Below are 19,487 nucleotides of genomic sequence, written 5' to 3' on the forward strand. Positions count from 1 at the left end.
CCGTGGCGACGGTCTGGGTGGCCGAGGGCAACCGGCGCGGCCGGGCGCTCTAGGAGCGTCAGGGCTGGCGGCCGGACACGGCGACCAAGCCCGAGGAGCTCGGCGGCGTCGAGGTCGTCGCGATGCGCTACCGACCGTCGCTGCCCTGAGGCACACACGCAGCGCTCGCGGGTCAGGACCGATCGAGGGCAGCTCGCACGGCGGTCGCGTCGAGCGGTCCGGGCACGCGCAGCGCCCGGGCGAACGCCCGCCGGCGCTCCGCGGCCTCCAGGCAGGCGAGGTCGCGGTGCAGGTGCGCCCCCCGGCCGGGCAGCACCCGGCGCTCGTCCACGACGAGGAGCCGGGAGCGCTCGACCACCCGGAGCAGGTCGGCGGCCGGTGCGCGGCCGCGGCAGCCGACGCAGGTGCGGACCGGCGGGCTCAGCCGTCGCCCCCGGCAGGGGCGGGAGCACCCGGGTCCGGCCGCTCGACGTCGGGCCGGATGTCGATCCGCCAGCCGGTGAGCCGCGCGGCCAGCCGTGCGTTCTGGCCCTCCTTGCCGATCGCCAGCGACAGCTGGTAGTCCGGCACGATGATCCGCGCCGACCGGGCCGCGAGGTCGACGATCTGCACCTCGTTGACCCGCGCCGGCTGGAGCGCCTGGGCCAGGAAGGTGGCCGGGTCCTCGGACCAGTCGACGATGTCGATCTTCTCGCCGTGCAGCTCGGCCATGACGGCACGCGCCCGGGCACCCATGGGTCCGATGCAGGACCCCTTGGCGTTGACACCGGGTCGCGTGGTGCGTACGGCGATCTTGGTGCGGTGACCCGCCTCGCGTGCGACCGCCGCGATCTCGACGGTCCCGTCGGCGATCTCCGGCACCTCGAGCGCGAACAGCTTGCGCACCAGGTTGGGATGGGTGCGCGACAGCGTGATCGACGGCCCGCGCATGCCCTTGCGCACCTGCACGACGTAGCAGCGCAGCCGCTCGCCGTGCTCGTAGGACTCCCCGGGCACCTGCTCCGGCGGCGGCAGCACAGCCTCGACCCGGCCGAGGTCGACGTAGACGTTGCGGGCGTCCTTGCCCTGCTGGATGACGCCGGACACGATGTCGCCCTCCTTGCCGGCGAACTCCCCGAACGTCTGCTCGTCCTCGGCGTCGCGCAGCCGCTGCAGGATCACCTGCTTGGCCGTGGTGGCCGCGATCCGCCCGAAGCCGGTCGGCGTGTCGTCCCACTCACGCAGGACGCTGCCCTCGTCGTCGGTCTCGGCGGCCCACACGGTGACGTGACCCGACTTGCGGTCCAGCTCGACCCGCGCGACCGGCTGGTGACCCTCGGTCCGCTGGTAGGCGACGAGCAGCGCCGACTCGATGGCCTCGACGAGCAGCGGGAAGGAGATCTCCTTCTCGCGCTCGAGCGCGCGCAGCGCGGTCATGTCGATGTCCATCGCTCAGCCCTCCTCCCGCCGGTTGAACTCCACCCGGACCCGACCCCGGTCGACCCGGTCCCACCCGAGCCGGGTGACGGTGCCGTCGGTCTCGACCGCGATGCCGTCGTCGTCCACCTCGGCCAGCCGGCCGTCGAGGCTGGTCGCCTCGGCGGTGGTCACGGTGACCAGGCGGCGCAGGTTGCGGCGCCAGTGCCGGCGCTCGGTGAGCGGCCGGTCGACGCCCGGTGAGGTCACCTCGAGGACGTACGGCGTCGCGCCCATCACGTCGCTCTCGTCGAGGACCCGGGAGACCGCGGTGCTCACCTCGGCCACCGCGTCGAGCTCGAGCCCGCCGTCCCGGTCGACGACGACGCGCAGCAGCCGGCGGCGGCCGGCCGGCGTCATGACGACGTCCTCCAGGTCCAGCCCGCACTCGGAGACGACGGGGCCGAGCAGCGCGAGGAGGGAGTCGCGGTCCGCGGGACGCGCCATCTCGACCTCCTGCTCTGCTGTTGTCACTCATGCTCCGGCGGCGCACGGGCCACCGGTTCGTGCTCGACGATAGCGGTCGGGCGGGCTCCCGGTCGCATGGGATCATCCCCGGGTGACGCGGTCCGGGGAGATGCTGCCCGGCCGCCGGCAGGTGGTCCGGACGGCAGTCGTGGCGGCCGCGGCGGTGACCACGACGACGGTGCTCGCCGGCTGCCTCCCCGGCGACGACGACCCGGAGCCGCCCGACCCCGAACTGCTGCTGCGGGCCCGGGTCGCCGGCGAGGCTCGCGCGCTGGCGGCGCGGTACGCCGCGACGGTCGAGCGCTTCCCGGCGGCGCGGACCGAGCTCGCGACCCTGGGTGCCGAGCACGAGGAGCATGCCCGGGCGCTGCTGCCGCGGCGCGCGGCCCGGGCGCTGGCCTCGGCAACATCCACCGCGACGGCCACCGCGACCGGCACCGCCTCGTCGGCGCCGTCGCCCTCCCCCACCTCGACGGTCCCCTCGACGCTGCGGGCCGCCCGCGCAGAGCTCGCCGAGGCCGAGCGGGTCGCGTCGAGGCGCCGGCTCCGCGAGCTCCGCGGGACGGGCCGCTCGCCCGAACTGGCCCGGCTGCTCGCGTCGGTCGGGGCCTGCGAGGCTGCGCACGCCGCCCTGCTCTCGGCCGACGCGTGACCTCGCCCGCACCTACCACGACGTCCGGCCCGGTCGTCGACGTGGTCGAGGTGCTGCAGGAGGCCCTCGCGGCCGAGCACGCCGTGGTCTACGGCTACGGCGTCGCGGGCGCCCGGCTGGCGGGCCGCGACCGCGACCGGGCGCTGCGCGCGTACGACCGGCACCGCGCGCAGCGCGACGAGCTGGTGCGGGTCGTGGCCGGTCGGGGCGGCGACCCGGTGGCACCGGCCGCGGCGTACGCCCTCCCGCACCCGGTCGAGGACGCCCGCGACGCGCTCGCGCTTGTCACGCTGCTCGAGGAGCGTCTCGCGGCGGTCTGGGCCGACGCGGTGCTCGAGCTCCGCGGCGACCTGCAGCAGCGAGCCGCCGAGGGGCTGCGGGGGGCGGCGGTCGCCGCCGCGCTGTGGCGACGCGGCAGCGTGCCGTTCCCCGGCCTCCCAGAGCGCGCGGGCTGACCGGCTGCCGGGGAGCTACGGGGCGAGGTCGCGGGCCACGGCGAGCAGGCCCGGCTGCTCGTCCGGCTGCGCCCACGAGGCCTCGACCACCCAGCGGGCGAAGAACCAGAGCCGGAGCCGACCCAGGTCGACGTCGCACAGCCCGGCCGTCCGCCGCGCCATCGCGTCGGGGTCGGCCTCCACCCGGCCGAGGCAGTTGAACAGGTGCTGCAGCGGGTCGTAGCAGCGGTCGCCGACGTAGGGCTTGGGATCGATCACCAGCCACGGCCGCCTCTGCGCGGACAGCACGTTGCCGCCGTGCAGGTCGGTGAACAGCAGCACGTCCTCGTCGGGCCGGGGGTCACGCGGCAGGCTGCGGAACAGCTCGACGCCCGCCCGGAACAGGCCGGGGTCGAGATCGGAGGGAGGAGTCTCCTCCGCCTCGTCGGCCCACAGGTCGCACATCTCGGCGAGCGGGCGGAACGGGTGTTCGGCCGGCGGCGGGACCCACATCTCGCGGAGCAGCCCGGCGACCACCGCGTCCTGCTCGGTCTCCGGCAGCGACCGGCCCAGCTCGACGCCGGGGCGCGCCCGCTCGAGCAGCAGCGCCGTCGTGTCCCCGTCCACGTGGTCGTCGTGCAGCCGGACGGCGCCGCGGCCGTCCCAGAGCCGGAGCGCCGCCGCCTCGTGGGTGCCCTCGTCGTGCGTCCAGCCCGCCTTGAGCACCAGGTCGCGGCCCGCGGCGTCGACGGCCGGGGCGGTCCACGACCCCTGACCGCCGGGCTGGAACGGCCGCCCGAGGGTCAGCCCCCACCGGTCGGCCAGCGCCGGCACGATGCTCGGCAGCCGGGCCACCCAGTCGCGGCGCCGGTCGTGCCGGTCCAGCGCCGAAGCGCGGGCGAGCTCGGCAGGCAGCTCGAACCCGCCGCCGGCGGTTGTCTCGCCGGTCACGACACCGCGTCCCGCACCACGTCGACCCCGAGCCGCACCACGAGGCCGCCGACCACCACCAGGAAGACCACCCGGACGAAGCGGCCGCCGCGCCGGATCGCCGTGTGCGCGCCGAGCCAGCCGCCGGCGATGTTGGCCGCGCCCATCAGCAGGCCGAGCCGCCACAGCGGCGCTCCCTGCGGGATGAAGACCAGCAAGGCCCCGAGGTTGGTGGCCAGGTTGACGATGCGTGCCTTGGCCGACGCCTGCAGGAAGGCGTAGCCGAGCAGGGAGACGAAGAGGAAGACCAGGAAGGCGCCGGTGCCCGGCCCGAAGATGCCGTCGTAGAAGCCGATGCCCAGGCCGCCGGCCGCGGCGGCGAGGTGGTGCTTCCGCCCGTCCCAGCGCAGCCGCTGCTCGTCGCCGACCGTCGGGTGCGTGAGGACGTACGACCCGACCGCGACGAGCAGCACCAGCACGAGGGGGCGGAACAGCTCCTCCGGCATCAGCGACGCGCACGCCGCACCGGCGGCCGCCCCGACGAACGCGACGCCGGCCATCGGCAGCGCGGTCCTCAGGTCCGGGTGCACCCGCCGGTAGTAGGTGCCCGCCGCGACCGAGGTGCCGCAGACGCCTGACAGCTTGTTGGTCGCGAGGACCTGGGCCGGCGACGCCCCGGGGAGCAGCAGGAGCAGGGCCGGCAGCTGCACCAGCCCGCCGCCGCCCGAGACAGCGTCGAACCAGCCGGCCGCGGCGGCGGCCGCCACCAGCAGGAGGACGACGTGGAGGTCGGGCACGGGCGGTCGGCCGCCCGCTCAGGCGTTCCAGCGGTCGACGACGGCGAGCACGTCGCCGAGCCTGTCGACGACGGCGTCCGGCTCTCCCTCGACGTGCCCCTTCTGCGAGTCCGGGATGGCGCTGTGCGGGACGAGGACCGCGCGCAGCCCGGCCTCCTTCGCCCCGTGGATGTCGTCGAAGGGCCGGTCGCCGACGAACACCGCACGGGCCGGGTCGTCGACGCCCACGGCGTCGAGCGCGGCACGGAAGGCGTGCGGGTGCGGCTTGGTCCACGGGATCTCGCTGGAGTAGACAGCGCCGTCGACCAGGTCGAGCACGCCGTCGCGGCGGAACACCGCCTCGTGGTGCTCGCGGGTCCAGAGCGTGTTGGACAGGACGCCCACCTTGATGCCTCGGTCCCGCAGCCCGGCGAGGAGCGGGGGCACGTCGGGGTCGGTGTGCGTGTGCGGCTCCCACCAGCGGTGGTAGGCGGCCAGCCCGTCACGGTGCCGGTCGCTGTCGACGTCGACCCCCACGCCGCGGAAGATCTGGTCGAGGGTCGCCGAACGCTGGTGCTCGCGGCCGGCCTGCCAGGCGGCGTCCTCGGCGGAGAGGATCCGGGCCGACAGCTCGTCGGCGTGGGCGGGGTCGTAGACCTCGGCGTAGTGCAGCCACTGCTCGCGCAGGTCGATCGTGTGCCAGGGCGTCAGGGTGCCGCCCCAGTCGAAGACGACCGCGTCGACCGTGCGGTGACCGCTGGTGCCCCCGCTCACGACCGGGCAGCGGCGAGCACGTGGGTGACCGCGTCGCCGACCGGGACGTCGCTGCGCGCGCCGGAGCGCCGGTCCCGCACCTCGACGACGCCGTCGGCCAGCCCCTTGCCGACCACGACGATCGTCGGCATCCCGAGCAGCTCCGCGTCCTTGAACTTCACGCCTGCCGAGACCGAGCGCCGGTCGTCGTAGAGGACCTCGAGCCCCTGGGCGACGAGGTCGTCGGCGAGGCGCTGGGTCGCGTCGAAGATCGCGTCGTCCTTGCCGGCGGCGACCAGATGCACGTCGCACGGCGCGACCTCGCGGGGCCAGCACAGCCCGAGGTCGTCGAGCGTCGCCTCGGCGATGGCCGCGACCGCGCGCGACGGGCCGATGCCGTAGGAGCCCATCGTCACGACGACCTGCTTGCCGTTCTCGTCGAGCACCTTGAGGTCGAGCGCCTCGGCGTACTTGCGGCCGAGCTGGAAGATGTGGCCCATCTCGATGCCCCGGGCCGGCACCAGGGTGCCGCCGTCGTCGTTGGGGCAGGGGTCGCCCTCGCGGACGTCGGCCACCTCGATCACGCCGTCACCGGAGAAGTCGCGGCCGGCGACCAGGTCGAAGACGTGGCGGCCCGGCTCGTCGGCACCGGTGATCCACCGGGTGCCCTCGACGACCCGCGGGTCGAGCAGGTAGCGCACGCCGGCCGGCTTGTCGGCGCCGAGCGCGGCAGGCCCGATGTAGCCCCGGACCAGGCCGGGGTTCTGCGCGAAGTCCTCGTCGACGAAGGGCTCGACGACGGCCGGCAGGCTGACCGCCTCGAGCCGCTTGGCGTCCACCTCGCGGTCGCCGGGCAGCCCGATGGCGTGCAGCCCGGTCTTCCCGTCGGGCTGGCGCAGCTTGACCAGGACGTTCTTCAGGGTGTCGGCGCCGGTCCACTCCCGGTCGTCGCGGCGCAGATCCTCGCGCGCGTTGGCGAGCGCCACCAGGGTGTCGATCGTCGGGGTGTCGGGCGTGTCCTCGACGTGGGCTTCGGGGACGTCGTCGTACGGCCGGGCCGGCGGCACGAGGGTGCGCAGCGCCTCCACGTTGGCCGCGTAGTCGCACGTCGTGCACCGCACGTAGGTGTCCTCGCCGACAGCGGCCGGGGTGAGGAACTCCTCGCTCTTGGAGCCGCCCATCGCCCCCGACATCGCCGAGACGATGACGTAGTCCAGGCCGAGCCGGTCGAAGATGCGGACGTAGGCCTCGCGGTGCGCGAGGTAGGACCGGTCGAGACCCGCGTCGTCGACGTCGAAGGAGTAGGAGTCCTTCATGACGAACTCGCGGCCACGCAGCAGGCCGGCGCGGGGCCGGGCCTCGTCACGGAACTTGGTCTGGATCTGGTAGATCCACAGCGGCAGGTCCTTGTACGACGAGTACAGGTCCTTCACCAGCAGGGTGAAGAACTCCTCGTGCGTCGGGCCGAGCATGAAGTCAGCGCCCTTGCGGTCCTTGAGCCGGAAGACGTCGTCGCCGTACTCCGTCCAGCGGTTGCTCCGGTCGTAGGGCTCCTTGGGCAGCAGGGCCGGGAAGTGCACCTCCTGTGCCCCCATGGCGTCCATCTCCTCGCGGATGACGCCCTCGATGTTGCGCAGCACCCGCCAGCCCAGTGGCAGCCAGGTGTAGCCGCCCGGCGCGGCCCGGCGGATGTAGCCGGCCCGGACGAGCAGCCGGTGCGACGGCACCTCAGCGTCGGCCGGGTCCTCTCGCAGGGTGCGGAGGAACAGGGTCGACATCCGAAGCAGCATGTCGGCGAGGATAACGAGCGGTCCTCAACAGTTCCGACCGGTTTCCGCGGAGCCGACCGGCCGGCCGGTCTCAGTGCCCGGTGTCGTCCAACCTCCGCGCCAAGATCTCGCGCAGCGTCGGCAGGGTCAGGCGGTCCTTCTCCCGGTCAGCAGCCTGCTTGCTGCGGACGACGTCCGCCAGGCTGGCCACAGTCACCTCGACGCCCTCCACCACGATCGCTACCGCGTCCCTGACCAGGTCATCGAAACCCTTCGTGCCGGTCGGCACGAAGGAGATGTCGAGGTCGCCGTACCTGGTCGTGAGGTTCCACACACCGACGTCCGCGATCGACTGCGCGTCATGGGCGAAGGGCAGACCTCCATCGACCCCGCTCGCGCGGACACTGGCCGCCATGTCGATCAGGGCACCTGACAACCGCGCGAGGTTTTCGGGGTCGCGACTCGGCGTGATGTCGACGTCCTGCGTCAGGTGGGGCGAGCCGTGGAAGGTCGCTGCCAACCCGCCGATGAGGACGAACTCGACACGGTGGTCGGTCAGAGTCGCGAGGATCTGGCGCGGCCGGAAGGTCGGCGCGGGGGGGACGCTCGGCTCCTCGGGCTCGCGGTCCGATCCAGTCATGCGGTGCGGGTTCGCCGGGCCGCTGCGCGGCCCGCTTCGACGAGGCGGACTGTGTCTTCCAGCTGCTCCAGCCGAAGTGCCGGGTCCAGCAGGCGGTTGCGCACGGCCTGCTCCACCGCCGAGTCGTCGCGCTCGACGAGCATGACGTCGAGGTCGAAGCCGCAGGCGCGCACCAGGTGCAGCACCGACTCGAAGCTCGGTGCGGTCCGTCCGCTCTCCAGGCGGGCGATCGAGGACTGCGTGGTGCCGACTCTCTCGGCGAGCTCACGTTGGGTCAGCCCGGCCCGACGCCGGGCCTCCCGGACCAGATCGTTGCCGAGCAGGTGCCTCTGCGCCGCGAGGGCCATGCGGCCCATGGTATCGCTGGCATAGCAGAAACGCTATGTCGACCGCTCAGCGGAAGGACGCCGACTGGATCCCGTAGAGCTCGGCGTAGGTGCCGCCGCGCGCCATCAGCTCGGCATGGCTGCCGACCTCGGTGACCTTGGCGCCGTCGAGGACGACGATCAGGTCGGCCATCCGCACCGTGGAGAATCGGTGCGACACGAGCACCGTGATCCGCCCCCGCGCCGAGGCCTCGGCCGGGCTGCGGGCGGCGGTCGCGAACCGCTCGAACAGCGCGTGCTCGGTCTCGGCGTCGAGGGCGGCCGTCGGCTCGTCGAGCACCAGCAGCAGCGGCTCGTCGCGCATGAATCCGCGGGCCAGCGCGAGCTTCTGCCACTGGCCATAGGAGACCTCCACCCCCTCGTCCCACGCCGGGCCGAGCTGCGTGCCGAGGCCACGGGGCAGCTTGTCGACGACGTCGCGCGCACCGGCCCGGTCGACGGCGGTGTCGACCGCGGCGCGGTCGCCGATCCGGGCGAGCTCGCCGAGCCCGACCGACTCCTGCGCGGGCAGCTCGAAGCGCACGAAGTCCTGGAACGCGCCCGCGAGTCGCTCGCGCCAGACCGGCACCGAGAAGGACGCCAGGTCGGCGCCGTCCACCTCGATCCGGCCCGAGTCCGGGTCATAGAGCCGGGCCAGGAGCTTGACCAGCGTGGTCTTGCCGGCGCCGTTCTCGCCGACCACGGCGACCACCGACCCGGCCGGCAGGTCCAGCGACACGTCGTCGAGGACCACCCGGTCGGTGCCGGGGTAGGCGAAGGTCACGTGGTCCAGCCGGATGCCGCTGCGCAGCCGCTCCGGCGGTACGCCGTCCGACCGGGCGTCGACCGCGGCCGCGTAGTCCTCCAGCCACATCAGCCGGCGCGAGATGTCCAGCCAGAAGCTGCGCAGGAAGCCGAGCTCGCCGACGGCCGCGCCGACGAACTGGGAGAGCTGGCTGCCGGCGACCAGCACCAGGACCACCGCGCCCGGCGACGCATCCAGGACGGTGGTGGCCAGGACGACCGCCCCGACGTAGGCCAGCCCGAAGACGGCCCACCCGGCGCTGTTCCAGGCCGCGGTCCCCCAGGTGGCCCGGATCATCGGCCGTGACAGCCGCTCGAACTCCTCGCGCCGCAGCCGCACCAGCTCCGTCCCGTTGCCCGTGACCCGCAGCTCCTTGCCGGGGGGCGCGGTCGTGCCGAGCTCGAAGAGGTGGCGCGCCCGTCGCTGGTGCGGCGCGACCCGCTCGAAGACGGCGCGCTCGACGCCCGGGCGCCAGGTCGCCGTGAGCACGACCGGCAGCGCGAACACCGCCAGCAGGCCCAGCACCGGGCTGACCTGGGACATCAGCAGCACCTCGACGACCACCAGGCGCAGCACCCAGCCCAGCGTCGAGAAGAGCGAGGAGAACAGGTGGTCGAGGCCGAAGGTGTTGCGCCGCAGCACCTCGAGCCGGTCCAGGTGCTCGCGGCGCTCCTGGTGCGCGACGGTGGCGACCGTCGCGTGCAGTCGCGCGACGTGGGCCTCCATGGCGATCGAGAGCCGGTCGCGGAACCGCCGGCTGAGGCGGTCGAACACGACCTGCAGCCACCAGAGCAGGGTCGCGGAGACCGCCAGCCCGATGCCGGCGACCGTCACGGCGGTGCGGGACGAGTCGTTGACGCCGTCGACGAGCAGGGCGAGCCAGAGGCCGATCAACGCCGCCGGCAGCGCGAGCGCGAGGGTCATGACGACGGACACGACGAGCAGCCGGGGCTCGACGCGGTAGGCCAGCTTCACCATCCGCCACAAAGACTGTCCCGCGGGGGGCAGGTCGTCGTCAGTCGAGCGTGTCATGGACGACCTCCTCCCCTCGCTCGTCGACCTCGGTGAAGCGGGCGGCCTGCAGCTCGAACATCGTGCGGTAGCGGCCGCCCAGCGCCATCAGCTCGTCGTGGCTGCCGAGCTCGGCGACCCGGCCGTGCTCGAGCACGCAGATCCGGTCGGCCTTGCGGACCGTGGAGAACCGGTGGGAGACGAGGATGGTCGTGCAGCCGCGGGTCTCGCCAAGGATCCGCTCGAAGATCTCCGACTCGCCGCGCACGTCGAGGGCTGCCGTCGGCTCGTCGAGCAGCACGATGCGCGCGCCCTGCCGGACGGCGGTGAGCGCCCGGGCCAGGGCGACCCTCTGCCACTGACCTCCGGACAGGTCCGTCCCGTCGTCGTAGCCGCGGGCCAGGACGGTGCCCAGCCCGGCCGACCGCTCGGCCAGGTGGGCGGCCCCGGCCGACGCCAGCGCCTCGAGGACGACCTCGTCGCCGGCGCCGCGCGGCGCGACGTTGTCGCGCAGGGGGAGCTCGTACCGGATGAAGTCCTGGAACACCGCGGTGACGGTCGCCCGGTGCTCGGCGAGGTCCAGCTCGCGGACGTCCACCCCGTCGACCTCGAGCGAGCCCGCGAGCGGGTCGTAGAGCCGGCAGACCAGCTTGGCCAGCGTCGTCTTGCCGGCTCCGTTGACGCCCACGACGGCCATGGACGTCCCCGCCGGGACGGTGAGGTCGACGTGGTCGAGCACCAGCGGCCCGTCGCCGTAGCCGAAGGTGACGTCCCGCAGCCGCAGCTCGGGGGCGTCGGACGAGGGGCGCCGCTCCGAGCCCGACTGCCGGGGCTCCGAGCCCGACTGCCGGGGTTCCGAGCCCGGCACCAGCGCACCGACCCGGGCCATCTCCGCGGGCAGCCGCAGCGTCATCGCCGCCGGGGCGGCCGACATGTCGAGCGCCCAGCTCAGCCCGCCGAAGGCCACCGCGCTGACGCCGACGGCCGCCTGGAGGTAGGTCGTCGCGGCGCCGAGGCCGATCGTGCCGTCGAACGCGCCACGGGCCAGCGCCCAGAAGACCAGCGTGTTGCCGGCCAGCACGATCAGCAGGGCACCGGCCAGTGGTCGCTCCCGCAGCCGCGTGGCGGCGTACTGCAGGTCGAAGAGCCGCTGCCGCCGGGCGCTGAAGCGGTCGACCACCCAGTCGCCGAGCCCGAACAGCCGCAGCTCCTTGGCGGCCGGCGGCTCCACGGCGAGGTCGTAGGCGTAGGCCGCGTGCCGTTGCGCGTCGCGCACCTCCGGGGTGTTGCGGTCCTTCCACACCCCGCTCTCGCGCAGCAGCCAGTGGGTGGACGCCCAGACCGAGAGCAGCACCGGCGGCGCCCACCACGAGAAGCCGAAGAGGACTGCGGCCGACACGACGCCGGTGACCAGCTGCGCGAGGCCGATCGCGATGAACTCCATCGAGATCCGCAGCGGCGGACCGCCGCGGCCGAGGTCGAAGTCGCGGGCCATCGCCAGGTCGGTCGCGAGCTCCGCGCTCTCCAGGTGAGCCATGCCGGGCGGGTCGACGCTCGCCCGCATCAGCCGGTCGCTGAGCCAGTCGGCGGTGACCGCCCCGAGCACGGCGCTGACCGCCTGCAGCAGCGGCGGCAGCACCTGCGCGAGCACGAAGAGCACACCTAGGACGGTGAGCGGCCACGCCAGCCCGGCATCGTCGCGCACCGTCCCCACGACCCAGCCGGTCGCGATCGCCAGCAGGCCCGGCATCGCACCCTGCAGGACCAGGACGGCCCACCAGGCGACCGTCTTGCCGGGCGACGCCTTCCAGAGCACGCCGAAGAACTGCCACTCCGGGCGGGCGCGCAGGGCGGAGCGCGAGAACCGGGGCGTGGTCGGCACGGAGGACACCCTCTAGAACAGCACGGACATGAAGGTGCCGCGGTCGGTGAAGCCCACCTTGCGGTACGTCGCGCGGGCGGCTTGGTTGTAGTCGTTGACGTAGAGACTGACCACCGGGGCGATGTCGGCCATCGCCTGGGTGACGACGGCGGCCATCCCCGGCGCCGACAGGCCACGGCCGCGCAGCTCCGTCGGCACCCAGACGCCCTGGACCTGGCAGGCCGCGTGGGTCGCCGACCCGACCTCGGCCTTGAAGACGACCCGCCCGTCCTCGATCCGGGCGAACGCGCGCCCGGAGCGGATCAGCTCGGCCACCCGGGCCCGGTAGGACGCCCCGCCGTCGGCCGCCACCGGCGAGACGCCGACCTCCTCGGTGAACATCGCGACGCAGGCCGGCACCATGACGTCGAGGTCCTCGATGCCCACCCGGCGGACCAGCGGGTCCGGCTCGACGGCCGGCGGCCCGTCGATCACCATCAGCGGCTGGTCGTCGCGGACGTCGCGGGCCGGGCCCCACGCCGGCTCGAGCTCGGCCCACATCGTGGCCACCGCGGTGCGGTCGCCGACGATCGAGGCGCAACGGCGGCCCTGGCGGCGGGCCCGATCGGCGAACGCGCGGGCCGCCTCGGGCCCGGCCTGCACCGGCACCAGGTTGGCGGCGGCGTGGCAGAGCGCCTCGAGCCGCCCGTCGACGACGTGGCCCCACATCTCCCCGCCGAGTCGCCGGGGGTCGAGGCCGACCGCCTGCACCCGGGCGGCGACGAAGACGTCGGCCACCGGGTCGCGGTCGAGGACCTCGAGGACGTCGGGCAGCTCGTCGGGGCGCAGCACCCGCAGCGCCGACGTGCGCAGCACGGTGCCTCCTCCCCGAGCGGGCCGAGATGGGCGGTAGCGGCTTACCGGACGCTGACCGCCGGCTCGCCAGAGGCTACGCCCTCGGCCTCCATCCCCTCCGCGATCCGCATGGCCTCCTCGATCAGCGTCTCGACGATCTGGCTCTCCGGCACGGTCTTGATGACCTCGCCCTTGACGAAGATCTGGCCCTTGCCGTTGCCGGACGCGACGCCGAGGTCGGCCTCACGGGCCTCTCCCGGCCCGTTGACCACGCAGCCCATGACGGCGACCCGCAGCGGCACCGTCATGCCCTCGAGCCCCGCCGTCACCTGGTCGGCGAGGGTGTAGACGTCGACCTGGGCCCGGCCGCAGGACGGGCACGACACGATCTCGAGGCCACGCTGCTTGAGGCCCAGAGACTCGAGGATCTGGTTGCCGACCTTGACCTCCTCGACCGGCGGCGCCGAAAGCGAGACCCGGATGGTGTCGCCGATGCCCTCGGCGAGGAGGGCGCCGAACGCGACGGCCGACTTGATGGTGCCCTGGAAGGCCGGCCCCGCCTCCGTCACGCCGAGATGCAGCGGGTAGTCGCACCGCTCCGCGAGCAGCCGGTAGGCCGCGATCATGACGACCGGGTCGTTGTGCTTCACCGAGATCTTGATGTCGCGGAAGCCGTGCTCCTCGAACAGCGAGGACTCCCAGAGCGCCGACTCGACCAGCGCCTCCGGCGTGGCCTTGCCGTACTTCTGGAGCAGCCGCTTGTCGAGCGAGCCGGCGTTGACGCCGATGCGGATCGGCACGCCGGCGTCACCGGCCGCCCGGGCGATCTCCTTGACCTTGTCGTCGAAGGCCTTGATGTTGCCGGGGTTGACCCGCACTGCGGCGCAGCCGGCGTCGATGGCGGCGAAGACGTACTTGGGCTGGAAGTGGATGTCGGCGATGACCGGGATCTGCGACTTGCGGGCGATGACCGGCAGCGCCTCGGCGTCGTCCTGGCTCGGGCAGGCAACCCGCACGATCTGGCAGCCGGACGCGGTGAGCTCGGCGATCTGCTGCAACGTGGCGTTGATGTCAGTCGTCGGGGTGGTCGTCATCGACTGCACCGACACCGGGGCGTCGCCCCCGACCAGGACGCCGCCGACGTCGATCTGCCGGGAGACCCGGCGGGTGGCGAGCGGCCTGGGGGGCGTCTCGGGCATGCCGAGGGAGACGGTCACCTCTCGATTATCCCTCGTCCGCGGCGTCCTGCCCGCCCGCGCTCACTGCAGGGTGATCGGGTTCACGATGTCGGCCGTCAGGGTGAGCAGCGTGAGGCCGCCGAAGAACAGGATGACCGCGTAGGTGACCGGCAACAGCTTGTTGTAGTCGACCCGTCCCGGGTCCGGCCGGCCGCGCCGCGAGGCGAGCCACGACCTGGCCCGCTCGTACCACGCGATCGCGACGTGGCCGCCGTCCAGGGGCAGCAGCGGGAAGAGGTTGAAGACGCCGATGAAGACGTTCAGGCCGCCGAGCAGGGTCAGGAAGATGATCGGCGCACCGAGCTCGACCGCCTCGCCGCCGATCCGGCTGGCACCGACGACGCTGATCGGGGTCTCCTGGTCACGCTCCTCGCCGCCGATCGCGTCGAACAGCTTGGGGATCTTCGACGGGAAGGCCGCGACCGCCGCGAACGTCTGCTGAACCGTCTCGTCGAGGAAGTCCACCGCGGCACCGATCGCCGTGACCGGTCCGTAGTCGTCGAGGATCAGGCGCGGGTAGCGCACGGTGATGCCGATGGACGACACGGTCTGGAGCGGTCCGGTGGCCTCCGGGTCGTCGAGGGCCGGGCGCTCGGTCGCGACCAGGTCGACGGTGGTGGTGCGCTGCTCGCCGTCGCGCAGGTAGACGACCTCCGCGGGCCCCGGCGGCGTGGCCCGGATCGCCCGGACCAGGTCGCCGTACGTCGCCACCTCGGTCCCGTCGAGCGACACGACGCGGTCGCCGTGCTCCAGCCCGGCCGAGGTCGCGGGCGAGACCGGGTCGCTCTCGCGGCAGGCGCGCAGCCCCCCCTGCGGCGCCTGCTGGTACTCGACGACCACGCAGGGGCTCACCTGGCCGATCACCGGCTTGGCGGCGAGCGGGTCGAAGCTCTGGGCTGCCGGGTTGGGCAGCCCGGTCGTCAGCGCCGCCACGTAGAAGATGGCCAGGGCGAGCGCGAAGTGGGTGGCCGAGCCCGCGACGAGCACGACCGTCCGCTGCCAGAGCGGGAAGCGCCAGAACGCGCGCTGGGAGTCGGCCTCGTCCACCTGCTCGAGCGGGGTCATCCCGACGATCTTGACGAAGCCGCCCGCAGGGACCGCCTTGAGGCCGTACTCCGTCTCGCCCCGCCGGAACGACCACACCGTCGGGCCGAACCCGGCGAAGTACTGCGTCGCCTTCATGCCGAAGCGCTTGGCGGTCAGCAGGTGACCGGCCTCGTGCAGGCAGACCGACACCAGGATGCCGATCGCGAAGATCAGCACCCCGATCCAGAAGCTCATGCGGGCGGTCCCTCGGAGTCGTGGTGCGGCGCCGGACGGGTCAGCGGCTGGTCAGGGCGGCGGCGCGGTCCCGGGCCCAGCTCTCGGCATCGAGGACGTCCGACACGTCTCCGACGTTCCCCACGTCGTGCTCGTCGAGCACCTGCGCGAGGGTGTCGACGATACCGGTGAAGCGCAGCCGACCGGCGACGAACGCGTCGACGCACACCTCGTTGGCCGCGTTGTAGACGGCCGGGGCGGTCCCCCCCGCCGTGCCGGCCGCCCGTGCCAGCCGGACCGCCGGGAACGCCTCGTCGTCGAGCGGGAGGAACTCCCACGTCGAGGCCGTCGACCAGTCGCAGGCCGCCACTGCCCCGGGGACCCGGTCCGGCCAGCCGAGCCCGAGCGCGATCGGCAGCCGCATGTCCGGCGGGCTGGCCTGGGCCAGGGTCGACCCGTCGACGAACTCGACCATCGAGTGCACGACCGACTGCGGGTGCACCACCACCTGGACCCGGTCCAGCGGCACGTCGAAGAGCAGGTGGGCCTCGAGCAGCTCGAGACCCTTGTTGACCAAGGTGGCCGAGTTGATCGTGACGACCGGACCCATGTCCCAGGTGGGGTGGGCCAGCGCCTGCTCCACCGTGACGTCGTGCAGCTCGTCACGCCGGCGCCCCCGGAACGGGCCGCCGCTCGCGGTCAGCACCAGCCGGCGCACCTCGGCGGCCGAGCCGCCGCGCAGGCACTGCGCCAGCGCCGAGTGCTCGGAGTCGACCGGCACGATCTGGCCCGGCCGCCGGGCGGCTGCCCGGACCAGCGGCCCGCCCGCGACCAGCGACTCCTTGTTGGCCAGGGCGAGCGTCCGGCCCTCCTCGAGCGCGGCCAGGGTGGGACCGAGCCCGATCGAGCCGGTGATGCCGTTGAGCACGACGTCACTCGGCCAGCGGGCCAGCTGGGTCGCGGCGTCAGGCCCGGCCAGGATGGTGGGCACCGGGTGCTCGCCGGCGGCGTACCCGCCTGCCTTCGCCGCCGCGTAGAACGCGAGCTGCAGGTCCTGCGCGGCGCTCGCGCGGGAGACCGCGACGGCCTCGACGCCCAGCTCGAGCGCCTGCCGGGCCAGCAGCTCCACGTTGCCACCGCCGGCGGCCAGCGCCACGACCCGGAACCGCTTCCGCGCGTGCCGCACGATGTCCAGGGCCTGGGTGCCGACCGAGCCGGTCGAGCCGAGGACGACGACCCGGCGGGGGCCGGCAGGCCGCTGCTCGGGCTGGCCGGGTCGGCCGCGCAGGCCGGGCTGGCCGGGCTGGCCGGACTGGTCGCTCACGCCGCCAGTCTCCTGCACCCGCCGAGTGGTGGAAGTTGGGGGCGATTCGCGCCGCAGTCGGCGGCCAGAGCATCTCCTTCAACCAGGGACGGGGCCTGACCTGCAACGCGTACGGCTACCCGGCGGCCGGCAAGTTCAACGGCCAGACGCTGCGGTCCTGCTCCGGCACCGCCACGCCCGACCCGTACGGCCAGACCCAGAGCCAGGGCATCCCGTGCGACATGACCGGTGGCTCGAGCGGCGGCCCGTGGCTGATCAGCAGCAACACGGTGCTCCCGCTGACCACCCGGGAAATGATCACGCCGGCATCATCGATGCACCCGGACCGCGGCGAATACGGCGCGGTCCGGGTGCATCGTCCACGGTCCGGGTGGGGTGGGCCACTGGCTGGCCAGGCGGGCTTGTGATCAGACCCCGGCGCCCTCGCGGGCCGGCTGCCGCGCATCGGGCAGGACCACGGACCGACCCCGCTCCTCCCGGAGCCCGAAGCGCCACCAGAACCGGGCCAGCGGTGCCGGCGCCCACCAGTTCCAGCGCCCCAGCAGCCGCATGGTGGCCGGCACGAGCAGCGCCCGCACCACGGTCGCGTCGACCAGGATCGCGATGATCATCCCGACGCCGATCATCTTGATGAAGACGATCCCCGAGGTCGAGAACGCCCCGATCACCACGACGAGCAGCAGCGCCGCGCTCGTGATGATCCGGCCGGTGCGCTGCAGCCCGGTGGCGACCGCCGCGGTGTTGTCGCCCGTGGCGTCCCACTGCTCGCGTACCCGTGAGAGCAGGAACACCTCGTAGTCCATCGACAGCCCGAACGCGAGCGCGAGCATGAGGATCGGCTGGGTGGCCTCGATCGCGCCCGTCGACTCGAAGCCCAGCGGCCCGGACAGGTTGCCGTCCTGGAAGATCCAGACCAGGGCACCGAACGACGCCGCGAGAGACAGCACGTTCATCAGCACCGCCTTGACCGGCAGGACGACCGAGCCGAAGGCCAGGAACAGCAGCACCAGCGTGGTCCCGATGACGAACAGCCCCATCCACGGCAGCGTCGAGCCCAGGCTCGACAGCAGGTCGCGCAGGTCCGCGGCCCGGCCGCCCACCAGGACGTCGGATCCGGCCGGGGCCGGCACGTCGCGCACCTCGCCGACCAGCTCCCGCGCCTCGGCGCCGATGCCGTCCTGCTCGTAGCGCAGCGACACCACGGCGGTGCCGTCGGCGGCCCCGGTGACGGTGGCCGCCGTGACCCCGCCCAGGTCGGCGAGCTGCTGGACGTACGTCGTCAGGGCCGTGTCGTCGACGGTGCCGTCCCGGAAGGTGACCGCCACGTCGATCGACGTGACGTCTCCCTGGGGGAAGTCAGCGATCAGGGCCTCGGACACCTCGCGGCTCTCGGTGCCGGCGGGCAGCGCCCGGTGGTCGACACCGCCGAACTCCACCCGCAGGAACGGCAGGCCGGCCACGAGCAGCAGGGGCACGATCACCGCGACGTAGACGGCCGGCCTGCGCATGACGCTGTGGGCCAGCCGGAACCACGGGCCGTGGTGCTCGGGCCCGCCCCCGTCGCGCCGCAGCCGGGCGAGGCCAGGCACCCGCAGCGCGTCGACCCGGTGCCCGAGCACGGCGAGCAGCGCCGGCAGCACGGTGAGCGCCCCGACCATCGCGACCAGGACCGCGGCCATGCCGCCGAAGCCCATCGAGCGCAGAAAGGTCTGCGGGAAGAACAGCAGGGAGGCCAGGGCGACGGCGACGGTGACGCCGGAGAACGCGACCGTGCGCCCGGCGGTTGCCATGGTGCGGACGAGCGCGCTCTCGGTCGTGGCCCCCGGAGCCCGGCGCTCCTCGCGGAACCGGCTGACGACGAACAGCGCGTAGTCGATGGCCAGCCCGAGGCCGAGCATCGTCACGATGTTGACCGAGAAGATCGACACGTCGGTGACCAGCGTCAGCAGCCGCAGCATCACGAACGCGCCGAGGATCGCCAGCCCCCCGATCGCCAGCGGCAGGCTGGCCGCGACCAGGCCGCCGAAGATGACCACCAGCAGCACGAGCACGATCGGCATCGACAGCTGCTCGGCGCGCGCGATGTCCTCGCTGACCTGGGTGGTGATGTCGCTCGAGATCGCGGCCGCTCCGCCGAGACGGGCGTCCAGCCCGGCTGGGGTGTCGCGCAGCGCGGGCTGCAGCGCGTCGTAGGCGTCCATCACCTCGTCGTCCCCGGACCCGACGAGGCGGACGACGGCGTACGTCGACCGGCCGTCCTCGGCGACCAGCCCGCTGGCCTGCGGGGTCGGCGCCCCGGCCGACCAGGCCGACGTGGTGGAGGCGACCAGCCGGCCCGGCAACCCCGCGAGGTGCTGCGCCACGGCAGCCCGGAAGCCCGGGTCGGTCACCAGGGCGCCGCCGAACCGGTAGAGCACCACGACGTCCGGCCCGGTGCGCCCGACCGTGTCCTCGATCCGCGTAGTGGCGGCCGCCGACTCGCTGCCCGGGTCCTCGAACCCGCTGCTCGTCATCGCCCCGAAGACGCCCGTGCCCCAGGTCGCTCCGAGCACCAGCACCGCCGCGGCGGCGGCGAGCACCCAGCGACGGGCGCGGTACACCGTGTGTCCCAGCCGGTCGAACATGTGCTGTCCCCTATCGTGCGCTGAACAGTGGTCTTTTGCGTGAATGTCGTTTACTATGAGCACAGCGTTCACGTCTGTCAAGGGTGTTCTCAGGGAGGTCCGGGGTGCCGATCACCGGGGTCAGCCGCCGCGAGCGGTTGCGCGACGCGACGACGGCCGAGATCAAGGCCACCGCGCGCTCGCTGCTGGTCCGCGAGGGCCCGGACGCGCTGCGGCTGCGGGCGATCGCCCGCGAGATGGGCATGACCGCCCCCGCGCTCTACCGCT

At 73.6% G+C, this 19,487-nt stretch carries 18 protein-coding genes and 2 pseudogenes; 4 read left to right on the forward strand and 16 right to left on the reverse strand.

The features are described from left to right. Positions 1–172 precede the first annotated feature (172 nt). The 3 genes from VK640_13195 to rimP are packed head-to-tail and all read right to left on the reverse strand — an operon-like array spanning position 173 to position 1,902. Positions 173–496 (reverse strand): YlxR family protein, encoded by a 324-nt coding sequence (locus VK640_13195; GenBank protein ID HTE74140.1) that lies wholly within the window; start codon positions 494–496, stop codon positions 173–175. Beyond that, positions 421–1,428 carry a transcription termination factor NusA gene (gene nusA, locus VK640_13200; GenBank protein ID HTE74141.1) on the reverse strand — a complete coding sequence of 336 codons (1,008 nt, stop codon included), beginning with the start codon at positions 1,426–1,428 and terminating at the stop codon, positions 421–423. The genes VK640_13195 and nusA overlap by 76 nt, the downstream gene beginning before the upstream one ends. Positions 1,429–1,431: 3 nt before the next feature. Further along, positions 1,432–1,902: a ribosome maturation factor RimP gene (gene rimP / locus VK640_13205; GenBank protein HTE74142.1), complete on the reverse strand. Its 471-nt coding sequence runs from the start codon at positions 1,900–1,902 to the stop codon at positions 1,432–1,434. Between the two features lie 112 nt (positions 1,903–2,014). On the opposite strand from rimP, the gene VK640_13210 reads away from it, so the two are divergent. After that, entirely contained in the window at positions 2,015–2,575 is a 561-nt protein-coding gene (locus tag VK640_13210) for a hypothetical protein (GenBank protein ID HTE74143.1), read from the forward strand. Then, positions 2,572–3,030, forward strand: a complete 459-nt coding sequence (locus VK640_13215; protein HTE74144.1) for a ferritin-like domain-containing protein — start codon at positions 2,572–2,574, stop codon at positions 3,028–3,030. The genes VK640_13210 and VK640_13215 overlap by 4 nt, the downstream gene beginning before the upstream one ends. Before the next feature lie 15 nt (positions 3,031–3,045). On the opposite strand, the gene VK640_13220 is transcribed toward VK640_13215, so the two are convergent. From VK640_13220 to dxr, 12 genes and pseudogenes are all read right to left on the reverse strand, one after another. Then, on the reverse strand, positions 3,046–3,960 hold the full coding sequence (locus VK640_13220) for an aminoglycoside phosphotransferase family protein (GenBank protein HTE74145.1): 915 nt from the start codon (positions 3,958–3,960) through the stop codon (positions 3,046–3,048). Then, the gene (locus VK640_13225; GenBank protein ID HTE74146.1) at positions 3,957–4,736 is read right to left on the reverse strand and encodes a TSUP family transporter; all 780 of its coding nucleotides are present in this window, start codon (positions 4,734–4,736) and stop codon (positions 3,957–3,959) included. The genes VK640_13220 and VK640_13225 overlap by 4 nt, the downstream gene beginning before the upstream one ends. Before the next feature lie 18 nt (positions 4,737–4,754). Then, entirely contained in the window at positions 4,755–5,489 is a 735-nt protein-coding gene (locus tag VK640_13230; GenBank protein HTE74147.1) for an HAD family hydrolase, read from the reverse strand. Then, entirely contained in the window at positions 5,486–7,258 is a 1,773-nt protein-coding gene (locus VK640_13235) for a proline--tRNA ligase (GenBank protein ID HTE74148.1), read from the reverse strand. The genes VK640_13230 and VK640_13235 overlap by 4 nt, the downstream gene beginning before the upstream one ends. Before the next feature lie 70 nt (positions 7,259–7,328). Further along, positions 7,329–7,877: a hypothetical protein gene (locus VK640_13240; GenBank protein ID HTE74149.1), complete on the reverse strand. Its 549-nt coding sequence runs from the start codon at positions 7,875–7,877 to the stop codon at positions 7,329–7,331. Further along, a pseudogene (locus tag VK640_13245) lies at positions 7,874–8,185 on the reverse strand (helix-turn-helix transcriptional regulator). The gene VK640_13240 and the pseudogene VK640_13245 overlap by 4 nt, the downstream one beginning before the upstream one ends. 85 nt (positions 8,186–8,270) lie before the next feature. Continuing rightward, positions 8,271–10,079: an ABC transporter ATP-binding protein gene (locus tag VK640_13250; protein HTE74150.1), complete on the reverse strand. Its 1,809-nt coding sequence runs from the start codon at positions 10,077–10,079 to the stop codon at positions 8,271–8,273. Then, a complete protein-coding gene (locus VK640_13255; GenBank protein HTE74151.1) occupies positions 10,063–11,940 on the reverse strand; it encodes an ABC transporter ATP-binding protein in 1,878 nt (625 codons plus the stop codon). The genes VK640_13250 and VK640_13255 overlap by 17 nt, the downstream gene beginning before the upstream one ends. A gap of 12 nt (positions 11,941–11,952) precedes the next feature. Beyond that, positions 11,953–12,795, reverse strand: coding sequence for a GNAT family N-acetyltransferase (locus VK640_13260; GenBank protein ID HTE74152.1), 843 nt, complete (start codon positions 12,793–12,795; stop codon positions 11,953–11,955). A 41-nt stretch (positions 12,796–12,836) separates the two neighbouring features. Next, positions 12,837–13,991, reverse strand: coding sequence for a flavodoxin-dependent (E)-4-hydroxy-3-methylbut-2-enyl-diphosphate synthase (gene ispG / locus VK640_13265; protein HTE74153.1), 1,155 nt, complete (start codon positions 13,989–13,991; stop codon positions 12,837–12,839). Between the two features lie 42 nt (positions 13,992–14,033). After that, positions 14,034–15,293, reverse strand: a complete 1,260-nt coding sequence (locus VK640_13270) for a site-2 protease family protein (GenBank protein HTE74154.1) — start codon at positions 15,291–15,293, stop codon at positions 14,034–14,036. Between the two features lie 40 nt (positions 15,294–15,333). Further along, positions 15,334–16,560, reverse strand: coding sequence for a 1-deoxy-D-xylulose-5-phosphate reductoisomerase (gene dxr, locus VK640_13275; GenBank protein HTE74155.1), 1,227 nt, complete (start codon positions 16,558–16,560; stop codon positions 15,334–15,336). Positions 16,561–16,667: 107 nt separating this feature from the next. Here dxr and VK640_13280 point away from each other — a divergent pair. Beyond that, positions 16,668–16,853, forward strand: a pseudogene (locus VK640_13280) (hypothetical protein). Between the two features lie 150 nt (positions 16,854–17,003). Here the strand turns inward: VK640_13280 and VK640_13285 are convergent. Beyond that, complete coding sequence (locus VK640_13285; protein ID HTE74156.1) at positions 17,004–19,220, reverse strand: MMPL family transporter; 2,217 nt, start codon at positions 19,218–19,220, stop codon at positions 17,004–17,006. A gap of 83 nt (positions 19,221–19,303) precedes the next feature. On the opposite strand from VK640_13285, the gene VK640_13290 reads away from it, so the two are divergent. Next, on the forward strand, positions 19,304–19,487 hold a 184-nt coding region (locus VK640_13290; protein ID HTE74157.1), incomplete at its 3' end, for a TetR family transcriptional regulator.

The sequence above is a fragment of the Actinomycetes bacterium genome (assembly GCA_035489715.1).
In the GTDB taxonomy this organism is placed as follows: Bacteria; Actinomycetota; Actinomycetes; order JACCUZ01; family JACCUZ01; genus DATHAP01.

Coding starts and splice junctions, on each gene's coding strand:
- nusA (HTE74141.1), bottom strand. CDS start 1,428: ATGGACATCGACATGACCGCGCTGCGCGCGCTCGAGCGCGAGAAGGAG.
- rimP (HTE74142.1), bottom strand. CDS start 1,902: ATGGCGCGTCCCGCGGACCGCGACTCCCTCCTCGCGCTGCTCGGCCCC.
- VK640_13235 (HTE74148.1), bottom strand. CDS start 7,258: ATGCTGCTTCGGATGTCGACCCTGTTCCTCCGCACCCTGCGAGAGGAC.
- VK640_13240 (HTE74149.1), bottom strand. CDS start 7,877: ATGACTGGATCGGACCGCGAGCCCGAGGAGCCGAGCGTCCCCCCCGCG.
- VK640_13250 (HTE74150.1), bottom strand. CDS start 10,079: ATGACACGCTCGACTGACGACGACCTGCCCCCCGCGGGACAGTCTTTG.
- VK640_13270 (HTE74154.1), bottom strand. CDS start 15,293: ATGAGCTTCTGGATCGGGGTGCTGATCTTCGCGATCGGCATCCTGGTG.
- VK640_13285 (HTE74156.1), bottom strand. CDS start 19,220: ATGTTCGACCGGCTGGGACACACGGTGTACCGCGCCCGTCGCTGGGTG.